The sequence below is a fragment of the Massilia pinisoli genome (genome assembly GCF_024753285.1).
In the GTDB taxonomy this organism is placed as follows: domain Bacteria; phylum Pseudomonadota; class Gammaproteobacteria; order Burkholderiales; family Burkholderiaceae_D; genus Telluria; species Telluria pinisoli.
On sequence record NZ_JANUGW010000002.1, the window covers coordinates 468,089 to 478,584 of the forward strand.

Below are 10,496 nucleotides of genomic sequence, written 5' to 3' on the forward strand. Positions count from 1 at the left end.
ATGAGTACGATGAATCCGCGCGAACTGCTGGCCAGCATGTTCACCGCCGCCGTGGACGCAGCCCAGCCGGCGCTGTGCATTCCACGCAACCTGCCGGCGCCGCCGAAGGGCCGCACGGTCGTGATCGGCGCCGGCAAGGCGTCCGCCGCGATGGCGCAGGCGCTGGAGAAAAGCTGGCCTGGTCCGCTGTCGGGCCTCGTCGTCACGCGCTACGGTTATGCCGTGCCGTGCGAGCGCATCGAGATCGTCGAAGCCGCCCACCCGGTGCCCGACGCGGCGGGCCGCGAAGCCGCCCAGCGCATGCTGCGCACGGTGCGCGGGCTGTCGGCGGACGACCTCGTGATCTGCCTGATCTCCGGCGGCGGCTCGTCGCTGCTGCCGCTGCCCGGCGAGGGCGTCACGCTGGAAGACAAGCAGGCCATCAACCGCGCACTGCTCGCATCCGGCGCCAGCATCACGGAAATGAATTGCGTGCGCCGCCACCTGTCCGCGATCAAGGGCGGCCGGTTGGCCGCCGCGTGCCACCCGGCGCGCGTCGTGAACCTCCTCATTTCCGACGTCCCCGGCGACAACCCGATGGACATCGCGTCCGGCCCCACCGTCGCCGACCCGACGACGTGCGCGGATGCGCTGGAGGTCGTGCGCCGCTACGGCATCGACCTGCCTGCCGGCGCGCGCCGCCTGCTCGAATCGGGCGAAGGTGAAACCGTCAAGCCGGGCAACCGCCGGCTGGAGAACGTCACGACGCACATCGTCGCGTCGCCGCAGATGGCGCTCGAGGCGGCGGCCGACGTCGCGCGCAAGGCCGGCGTCACGCCGCTGATCCTCGGCGGCAGCATCGAGGGCGAGGCCCGCGACGTGGCCAAGGTCATGGCCGGCATCGCGCTGCAGGCGCGCCGCCACGGCCAGCCGGTCGCGGGGCCGTGCGTGCTGCTGTCCGGCGGCGAGACGACCGTCACGATCCGCGGCGACGGACGCGGCGGGCGCAACGTGGAATTCCTGCTGGCGCTCGCCGTCGCGCTGGACGGCGCACCCGGCATCCACGCGCTGGCCGGCGACACGGACGGCGTCGACGGCGCCGAGGAAATCGCCGGCGCGTTCGTCACGCCCGACACCTTGGCGCGTGGCTGGGAACGCGGCCTGCCGCCGCGCGCGAGCCTCGAGAACAACGACGCGCACACGTTCTTCCGTGCGCTGGGCGATTCCCTCATCACGGGACCCACCTTGACGAACGTGAACGATTTTCGCGCGATCTACGTGGCCTAGACCACGCGCGCACCCGAACTTCCCTTTAGCGGGTGCGCCGCGGCGGCGGCGTACCCGTTTTTTTTATTCCAGACTAGGACAGCCCCATGCTACGCCAACGCCGTGCCCGCATCCTGGCCACACTCGGCCCCTCCAGTTCCACTCCAGACCAGATCTACGCGCTGGCGCTTGCCGGCGCCGACGTGTTCCGCCTGAACTTCAGCCACGGCAGCCACGACGACCACGCCGCGCGCTACAACGCGATCCGCGACGTCGAGCGCGACATCGGCCGCCCCATCGGCATCCTGATGGATCTGCAAGGCCCGAAGCTGCGCGTGGGTCGCATGGCCGGCGGCAAAGCCGTCCTGCAAACGGGCAGCCGCTTCCGCCTCGATCTCGGCCCGCAAGAGGGCGACGCGACGCGCGCCGGCATGCCGCATCCCGAGATCTTCGCGGCGCTGCGGCCCGGCACCGACCTGCTGCTGGACGACGGCAAGCTGCGCCTGCGCGTCGATGCCTGCGGCGCGGACTTCGCCGAGACGACCGTGATGGCGGGCGGCGCGCTGTCGGACCGCAAAGGCGTCAACGTGCCCGGCGTCGTGCTGCCGATTTCGCCGCTGACCGCAAAGGACCGCGCCGACCTCGCGTTCGGCCTCGAGCTGGGCGTCGACTGGGTCGCGTTGTCTTTCGTGCAGCGCCCCGAGGACATCGTCGAGGCGCGTGCCCTGATCGGCGACCGTGCCTGGATCATGGCGAAGCTGGAAAAGCCGGCGGCCATCGATGCGCTGGAGGGCATCGTGCAGCTCGCGGACGGCATCATGGTCGCGCGTGGCGACCTGGGCGTCGAACTGCCGCCGCAGCAAGTGCCCGTGCTGCAGCGCCGGATCGTGCACGCTGCGCGCGCGGCCGGGCGTCCCGTCGTCGTCGCCACGCAGATGCTGGAATCGATGACGACCGCGCCCGTGCCCACGCGCGCGGAAGTGTCCGACGTCGCGACCGCCATTTACGAGGGGGCGGACGCCGTCATGCTGTCGGCCGAATCGGCGTCCGGCCAATACCCGGTGCAATCGGTCGCCGTGATGGACAACGTGATCCGCGAGGTCGAGCAGGATCCGCGCTGGCGCGATGGCCTGGACGCGAGCCACCAGCGCGCGGACACGACGACGGCGGACGCCATCTGCTGCGCGCTGCGCCGCGTGACGAATCTACTCGCCCCGGCCACGACAGTCACATACACCTCGAGCGGCGCGACGTGCCTGCGCGCGAGCCGCGAGCGGCCGTCCGCACCCATCCTGGCGCTGACGCCGCACACCGCGATCGCGCGCCGGCTGGCGCTCGTGTGGGGCGTGCATCCGGTGGCGTTCCAGGAAGCGGAAGGCTTCGACCGCATGGTGGCGGACGGCGTCGCCGCGGCGCGCTTCCACGGCCTGGCCGATGCCGGCGACGACGTCGTCGTGGTGGCGGGCTTCCCGTCGGGCCGGCCGGGGCGCACGAATCTGCTGCACGTCGTGCGCGTGGGCGAGGAAGGGGAGCCGTGAGTTTGTGCGCATCTTCGGCGCGGCGGCTCTGGTAACGTAACGGTCCCACCACCGACAGGAGATGTGCATGAAGACCCAGGCGGAAAAATCGAGAGCGTTCGTCGAGTTGCACCGGCGCGGCCACTGCTTCGTCATCCCGAACCCGTGGGATGCCGGCTCGGCCAAGCTGCTGGAACACCTGGGCTTCCCGGCGCTCGCGTCGACCAGCGCCGGGTTCGCATTCTCGCAAGGGAAGACGGATCCGACCATCGCCGTGCGCGACATGTTTCCGCACCTGGCCGAACTGGCGGCCGCCACGGACGTGCCGCTGTCCGCCGACCTGCAGGCGGGCCTCGGCCCCACACCGGCCGACGCGGCCCGCACGATCGTCGAGTCGGCGGCGACGGGCATCGTCGGCTGCTCCATCGAGGATGCGACCGACGATCCGGACCAGCCGTTGTTCGACATCGGCCTTGCGACGGACCGCATCCGCGCCGTGGTCGAAGTGGCGCGCGGCCTCGACTTCAAGTTCACGCTGACCGCGCGTGCGGAAAACTTCCGCGTCGGCCGTCCCGACCTCGCCGACACGATCCGCCGCCTGCAGGCGTACCAGGACGCGGGCGCGGACGTGCTGTTCGCGCCTGGCCTGCGCACGCGCGAGGACATCGCGGCCGTCGTGAGTTCGGTCGACCGGCCCGTGAACGTCATGGTCGGCTTTCCCGGCTTCGACCTGGACGTCGCGACGCTCGCGCAGCTGGGCGTCACGCGCGTGAGCACGGGCGCGTCGCTCGCGCGGGCCGCGTACGGCGCGCTGGTGCGAGGCGCGCGCGAGATGCTGGACCATGGCACGTTCGGCTACGCGGCTGATGCGATGCAGGCCGCTGACCTGAATCGCATCTTCGCGCCGCCGGGCTGATTCTCCGCCTTGTACCGGAACGGAACAGTGGGTGATCCAGGATGGCGCATTGCCGTGCGGTCGCCGCGTGCGCGCGTGACGCCGTGCCCTGGAACGGTTCGTGCAGTGAAGGTAGGCAGACCGGCGACAAACGCCGGCACCGACCATCACGGAGACAGGGGCACGACCGATCATGGCATTTCGCATACATCTACGCCGGGCTGCGTTCGCGGCCGCGGCCCTCTGGCACGCGCGCGCCGCCGCCGAGCCGGACGTGCCGATCGCCGTCGTCGAGATCGTCGGCACGACGCCACTGCTGGGCGCGAGTGGCGCGCGCGAGCGGATGCCGGCGAACGTGCAGGCGCTCGATGCCGATGCCGTCAACGGCGGGGCGACGCTGACGGATGCGTTGAACCGCCGGTTGGGCAGCGTCGTCGTGCACGAGATCCAGGGTAATCCGTTCCAGCCCGACGTCAGCTACCGCGGCTTCACGGCGTCGCCGCTGCTCGGCACGCCGCAGGGCTTGTCCGTGTACGTGGACGGCGTGCGCATGAACCAGCCGTTCGGCGACGTCGTCAGCTGGGACCTGATCCCGCGCACGGCGATCGCGTCGCTGACGTTGATGCCGGGTTCGAATCCGCTGTTCGGCCTGAACACGCTGGGCGGGGCGCTCGCCGTGCGCACGAAGGACGGCCTGCACGATGCGGGCACCTTTGTGTCGGCGCAGGGCGGCAGCGCGGGCCGCGCCGAGATCGGGTTCGAACAGGGCGGCCACGACGAGGGCGGCCTGCACTGGTACACGACGGGTACGGGTTTTCGCGACGGCGGCTGGCGCGCCGCGTCGCCCACGCGACTGGGGCAGCTGTTCGGCAAGGTCGGATGGCACGATGCCGCGACCGACGCGGCATTGAGCGCGGCATTCTCCGCCAGCCGGCTGGCCGGCAACGGCCTGCAGGAACAGTGGCTGCTGGCGCGCGACGATGCGAGCGTGTACACGACGCCGGACATCACACGCAACCGTGCCATGCTGGTCAATGCGACGGTGACCCACGATCTCGACGACGACGTGCTGCTGTCCGCGAATGCCTACTATCGCCACATCCGCACGACGACGCTCAACGGGGACGTCAACGAGGACGCACTGGGCGGAGACGGGGCCGCGTGGACTGGGCTCGTCAACCGCACGGCCGGCACGCAGGCCAATTACGGCATGGGCGCGCAGGCCACCGTGTCCGGCCACTTGACGGTGGGGGCGGCGTTCGACGCGAGCCGCGCGAACTTCCGCCAGGGCGCGCAATACGGCATCGTGAACGCGGACCGCAGCGTGTCGCCCGTCGATGCCTTCGCAGACGACACCCGCGTCGACCTCGTCGGCCGTACGCGCACGTGGAGCGTGTACGCGACGGAGCAGGTGCGTATGCGCGACGGCCTGTACGTGACGGTGTCCGGCCGGTACAACCGGACGGCTGTGCACAACCGCGACCGCATCAACCCCGGCGGCGGTCCCGGCTCCCTCGACGGCAACCACCGTTACGGGCGCTTCAACCCGGCCATCGGCATCACATGGTCGCCGTCCCGGCACCTCAACGCGTATGCGGGCTATGACGAAGGCAGCCGCACCCCGACGGCGGTGGAACTGGGCTGCGCCGATCCCGCGAATCCGTGCAAGCTGCCGAACGCGATGGCGGGGGATCCTCCGCTGAAGCAGGTCGTCACGCGCACGTGGGAAGCGGGCCTGCGCGGCACCGCGGGCGGAACACACTGGAACGCCGGGCTATTCCGCGCGACGAACGATGACGACGTCCTCTTCGTGGCCGACAACGCCGCGGGCTACGGCTATTTCCGCAACGTCGGCAGGACCCGGCGCCGTGGCATCGAGCTGGGTGCCGACGGCCGCGCCGGCCCCATGACGCTGTCTGCACGCTACACGTACCTGGACGCGACGTTCGGCAGCGGCGAGACCGTGGGCAGTCCGGGCAACAGCAGCGCGGACGCCGCCGGCAATATCACGGTGCGGCCCGGCGACCGCCTGCCGCTGTTGCCGCGCCACGTGCTGAAGGCGCGCGCCGAGTGGCGCATCACGCCCGCGTGGACGGTGGAACTGGGCATGCTCGCCGTGTCCGACGCGCCGGCGCGGGGCAACGACAACGGCCTGCACAGGCCGGATGGCGAGCGTTTTCTCGGCAGTGGCTGGACGCCGGGCCATGCCGTGTTCGATCTCGGTGCGACGTACGACCTGGCGCCGCGCCTGCGCGCGTTCGTCCAGGTCGACAATGTGCTCGACCGACGCTACGCGACGGCGGCGCAATTGGGCGTCACGGCTTTTACGGCCGACGGTACATTGGCCGGTGGTGGCGGCCGCCCCGTGCACTCGGCGTTTTACGCGCCCGGCGCGCCGCGCAGCGTGCGCGTGGGCGTGCGCTATGCGTTCGAGTGAACGGCCATCACGCCCACAGCCGGTACAGCCAGAACGACTCGTCCTCGACGAAGCGGCGCGCGAATTCGGCCGGCGTGAAACCCGTGATGCGGCGCACGGTGCGCGTCATGTGGGCCTGGTCGGCGAAGCCTTCGTCCAGCGCCAGCGCGGCCCAGTCGAACGGCTGGCCCGCCTCGTGGAGGTCGCGCGCGGCGAAGAACAGGCCTTCCGTGCGCACGATGGCCTGCCATTCGCGCAACGAGCGGCCGCTGAACGACTTGATGCGGCGCTCGACGTGGCGCGGGCTGTGCTCGCGCCGCCATTCGTGCGCGTGCCAGGCGAGCCGCTCCACCCAGTGCCGTCCGATCTGGCGCAGCGACGGCTGGTCCGTCGCGCGCCCGCACAGCGCCTGCCAGCGGCGCGCGAGGTGGCGTTCCAGCACGTCGATGAGGTCGGCGTCGGGGCTGGCGAGCAGCGATTCCCACATCGGTGTCCATTCGGGGCCCATGACGTCGCTGGCGCGCACGAACCGGTCCTGGATGCTTGCGAGGTCGAGCCCGAACAGTGCCTGCGCCGCGTCCGCGCGGAAGATCGCCATACAGCCGTGGCCCGTCGTCTCGGCCCACGTCGTGACGGGATGCGCCTGCGTGCCCGACACCATGCAGTCGGCGCCCAACGGTTCCCATTCGGGGCCGTGCGGACCCTGGCGCACGGGGCCGACGTCGATGCCGTGGAGCCAGGACAGCGAGACGCAGGGCGACGACGGATAGTGCGACAGGCGCTGCGCGGCATCGAGCTGCAAACCCCGCGTGTCGCGGCCGACCAGCGCGACGAGCGCGCCCTGCAGCGACGCGGGCGGCAGGCGCAGCCAGTCGGTCGGCGCGCCGGACGTCACCGTGACGCGGGGCGCACGCGCGAGCGGGTCGGGGCAGGGGCCTTGCCTGTTTGGCGTCGAGTTGGCCCTGCCCGGGTTCATTGGACGGGCTCCCATCCCGCCTTCGTCCAGCGCAGCAGCGTGGGCGACAACGGGTTGGGTACGTTCTTCATCATCTGCTTCGTCAGCGCGCGCAAGGCGTCGATGGCTTTCGGTGTATCTTCGCCGACGTAGAACACGGCATCCTTCGCGGGCGCCGCGACGATCAGGACGCCGCCCTGCGCCTCGGCCAGCGGTGCCCAGCTGTCGTGCATGATCAGGCGGCTGGAATCGTATGCATCGCCGGCCACGTGTCCGATTTCGCCGGGCCGCGCGACCGGTGCTTGGGGCAGCAACGGTTCGAGCGTCGTCTTCAGATTCTCCACGCCGAGTTGGAAGACCTGGTCGGCGTTCATGTCCAGGTGCTTGAAATCGTCGCTCGTCAATGTGCGCATCGCGCGCGGCGTATCGAGTACCGGCACGATCACGAAGCCGCCGGCCAGCGGCCAGGTCTGAATTTTCCGGCCGGCGGCCGCGTCGTATTGGCGGATGTATTCTTCCGGGCGGACGACGAGGCGCACGGCCTCCTTGGCCGGTGGCGCATTCCGGCTCGCGATCACCTGCGCCACGCCGCGCGCGAGACGGTCGATCTCGGCCTGGCAATCGTCGGCATTGTTCCGGCAATATCCGTAGACCCGGTCGAGATTCGCCTGCATGGTGCCGATGGACAGGGTGAGCGGACCTTTCATCGCGACGGTCTCGCCGCCGAGCGGCTGCTGCCGGAATTGCGCGGCCACGAATTCCGTGAATGCGGCTGCGTCGGCGGGCACCGGCGCCGCGCCGGCGTGTGCCATGGCCGCCATGGCCGCAACGGCGATCAACGGTGTCCGGTACGGGTACAAGCTGTTCTCCTCGATATGCAGTCGTGTGTTCGCCCGAGCGAGCGTGAGCCCCGTATTGTAAGGGCTCCCGTGAGGCCGTGGGGCCGCCGTCAGGCCACGTCCAGCGCCGGCTGTTTGCGCAGCAAGGCCCACAGCGAGTAGGCACCGATGATTGTCCCGACCGGGAAGCTGAACAGGCCGAGCGCACTGATGACGATGACGAACACGCGGGCACCGCGGCTGCCTTTCAGCAGCGCCACGCCGGCGATCACGTCGACGAGCGCCAGCAGCACGAAGAAGCCGAGGAACATGGCACCGAGGCCGACGACGAAACCCGGCAACTGCGTGTCCCGCATGAAGGCGGCGGCCCCGCCGAGCACGAGGCCCATGAACAGCGGAACGGCCGCGCCGAGTACGCCGAGTACGATGTGGAGCACGGCGACGATGCGGGTATGGATGTCCATGCGGCCTCCTTTAAGTGGACGCCAAGTATAAACGCTGGGACGGGGCGCAAAACTCACGAAAACTCATCCGGGCGATGTCGTTTCCGTTCAATACGGCGCCGGGGCGCCGGCCGAGAATGGGCGTCATGAAAACCATCACGCCCCCATCCTGCCCCTTCCACGCCGGCGCGGCGTCCGCGCTACCGGTGTCCCATCCACCCGGTACCTGGCCGCCCGGCCCGCCGTCCGGCCTGACGGGCTGGCACTTCCTGCCCCGGATGAAGCGCGACCTGTTCGGGACGCTCGATGCCTGGCGCCGCACGTACGGGGACGTGGTGCACGTGCGCATCTGGCCCGAGCACGAGGTGATCGTCACCGATCCGCAGCTCGTGCGTGAACTGCTCGTCGACCAGCACGACGCGCTCGTGCGTTGGGAGCGGGCCGTCGACGTGTTTTCGCAGGTGCACGGACACAGCACGTTGACGTCCGAAGGCGCCGCATGGCGGACGAAGCGCCAGGCCTTGCAGCCGCCGTTCGCGCCCAGGCCCGTGCAGGCGTTCGTGCCTGCGATCGCGCAGGCGGCCGACGCCGCGTTCGGACAGTGGCCGGCGGCCGCCGATGCGTGGCCCATCGAAAGCGCATTCACGTCGCTCGGCATGGACGTGATCCTCCGGATGATGTTCAGCAGCGGGATCACGGCCGATGCGCGCGACGCCGAACTCGCCGTGCACACGGCGAGCGTCGCGGGGAATGCGGAGCTGTACTGGCCCGCCAGCTGGCCCGACTGGATGCCGTGGAAGCGCACGAAGCGGCGCGCGATCGCCACGCTCGACCGGCTGATCGACGGCCATGTGAGCGCGCGCATGCGCGTGCCGCAGGCCGAGTGGCCGCAGGATCTGCTCACGCGGTTGCTGACGCTGCACGTCGCCGATCCGGCCACGTGGCCACTGAGGGCCGTGCGCGATGAATGCATGACCGCCTTTCTTGCGGGCCACGAGACGACGGCGGCGACGCTGACGTGGTGGTCGTGGTGCATGGCCGAGAACCCCGACGCGCAGGCGCTCGCCCGCGCGGAGGTCGACGCCGTGCTGCAGGGCCGGTTGCCGACGGCCGCCGACTTGCCGGCACTGGACTACCTGGGGCGCACCTTGCAGGAGACGCTGCGCTTGTACCCGGCGGCGCCCGTGCTGATCTCGCGCCGGGCGGTGCGGCCCGTCACCTTGGGCGGTTGGCAGCTGCCGGCGCGGACGATCTTCGCCGCGCCGCTGCAGTTGATGCATCACGATGCGCGCTGGTTTCCCGAGCCGCTCGCGTTCCGGCCCGAACGCTTCGGCGAGGGGGCACCGGAGATCCCCCGCGGCGCGTTCATGCCGTTCGGGACGGGGCCGCGCGTCTGCCTTGGGCAGCACCTGGCGCTGGCCGAAATGACGGTGCTGGCCGCGCAATTCCTGCAGCGCTACACGGTCGCGGTGCCGGCCGGGATGGCGCCGCCGCGGCCCGTCTTCAACATCACGCTCAGGCCGCAGACGCCGCTGGCGTTGCGGCTGGCGGCCCGCACGCGATGATCGCGCCGCGCCGCCTGCACCGCGCGGCCGGTGCCGTCCTCGCCGTATTCGTGACGGTGCACATCGCGAACCACCTGGTCGCGCTGGCCGGCGTTGACGCGCACGTGCGCTTCATGGAGCGGGCGCGGCTCGTGTACCGGCAGCCCGTCGTCGAAGTCGTGCTGTTGCTGTGCGCCGCGCTGCAGGCGGCGAGCGGCTTGTCGATGCTGTGGACGGGGCGACACAGACGCCGGACGGTGCTCGGCTGGCTGCAGGCGGGGTCCGGCGCGTACATCGCGCTGTTCCTCGCGATCCACGTCGGCGCCGTGCTGGCCGCGCGGATCGTCGGCGGGCTCGATACGAATTTCTATTTTGCCGCGGCGGGGCTGCACGTATGGCCGTTCGCGCTGTTCTTCGCGCCGTATTATTTTCTCGCGGTGGCGGCGCTGTTCGCGCACGTCGGATGTGCGCTGCGGCGGGGCCGGGCGGTCGTCGCGCGGATGTCCGGGGCCGGCGTCGTCGTCGCCGTGCTGATCGTCGCGACGCTGATGGGGAAGGTGGTGCCCGTCGCAATACCGGCGCGTTATCTGGCGACGTTCGCGTTTGCGGGGCCATGAAAAAAAGCAAGTAGGGTGGGCACCC

Annotated in this window: 9 protein-coding genes; 6 read left to right on the plus strand and 3 right to left on the minus strand. The window is 70.6% G+C overall.

What is annotated here, in order from left to right:
• The 4 genes from NX784_RS04225 (at position 1) to NX784_RS04240 (ending at position 6,094) form a co-directional block, all read left to right on the plus strand.
• Positions 1-1,266 (plus strand): glycerate kinase type-2 family protein, encoded by a 1,266-nt coding sequence (locus NX784_RS04225; protein WP_258815438.1) that lies wholly within the window; start codon positions 1-3, stop codon positions 1,264-1,266.
• Positions 1,267-1,352: 86 nt separating this feature from the next.
• Positions 1,353-2,783 (plus strand): pyruvate kinase, encoded by a 1,431-nt coding sequence (gene pyk, locus NX784_RS04230; protein WP_258815439.1) that lies wholly within the window; start codon positions 1,353-1,355, stop codon positions 2,781-2,783.
• A 67-nt stretch (positions 2,784-2,850) separates the two neighbouring features.
• On the plus strand, positions 2,851-3,678 hold the full coding sequence (locus tag NX784_RS04235) for an isocitrate lyase/PEP mutase family protein (RefSeq protein ID WP_258815440.1): 828 nt from the start codon (positions 2,851-2,853) through the stop codon (positions 3,676-3,678).
• 172 nt (positions 3,679-3,850) lie between these two features.
• Positions 3,851-6,094 (plus strand): TonB-dependent receptor, encoded by a 2,244-nt coding sequence (locus NX784_RS04240; protein ID WP_258815441.1) that lies wholly within the window; start codon positions 3,851-3,853, stop codon positions 6,092-6,094.
• A gap of 7 nt (positions 6,095-6,101) precedes the next feature.
• Here the strand turns inward: NX784_RS04240 and NX784_RS04245 are convergent, their stop codons facing one another.
• The 3 genes from NX784_RS04245 to NX784_RS04255 form a co-directional block, all read right to left on the minus strand.
• Entirely contained in the window at positions 6,102-7,064 is a 963-nt protein-coding gene (locus tag NX784_RS04245) for a helix-turn-helix transcriptional regulator (RefSeq protein ID WP_258815442.1), read from the minus strand.
• On the minus strand, positions 7,046-7,888 hold the full coding sequence (locus NX784_RS04250; RefSeq protein WP_258815443.1) for a DUF1444 domain-containing protein: 843 nt from the start codon (positions 7,886-7,888) through the stop codon (positions 7,046-7,048). The genes NX784_RS04245 and NX784_RS04250 overlap by 19 nt, the downstream gene beginning before the upstream one ends.
• 89 nt (positions 7,889-7,977) lie before the next feature.
• Entirely contained in the window at positions 7,978-8,331 is a 354-nt protein-coding gene (locus NX784_RS04255) for a hypothetical protein (protein WP_258815444.1), read from the minus strand.
• 125 nt (positions 8,332-8,456) lie between these two features.
• Here NX784_RS04255 and NX784_RS04260 point away from each other — a divergent pair, with 125 nt between their 5' ends.
• Both NX784_RS04260 and NX784_RS04265 read left to right on the plus strand, forming a co-directional pair.
• Entirely contained in the window at positions 8,457-9,875 is a 1,419-nt protein-coding gene (locus NX784_RS04260) for a cytochrome P450 (protein ID WP_370662905.1), read from the plus strand.
• Positions 9,872-10,471, plus strand: a complete 600-nt coding sequence (locus tag NX784_RS04265) for a hypothetical protein (protein ID WP_258815445.1) — start codon at positions 9,872-9,874, stop codon at positions 10,469-10,471. Before NX784_RS04260 ends, NX784_RS04265 begins: the two co-directional genes overlap by 4 nt.
• The last annotated feature ends 25 nt before the right edge of the window (positions 10,472-10,496 follow it).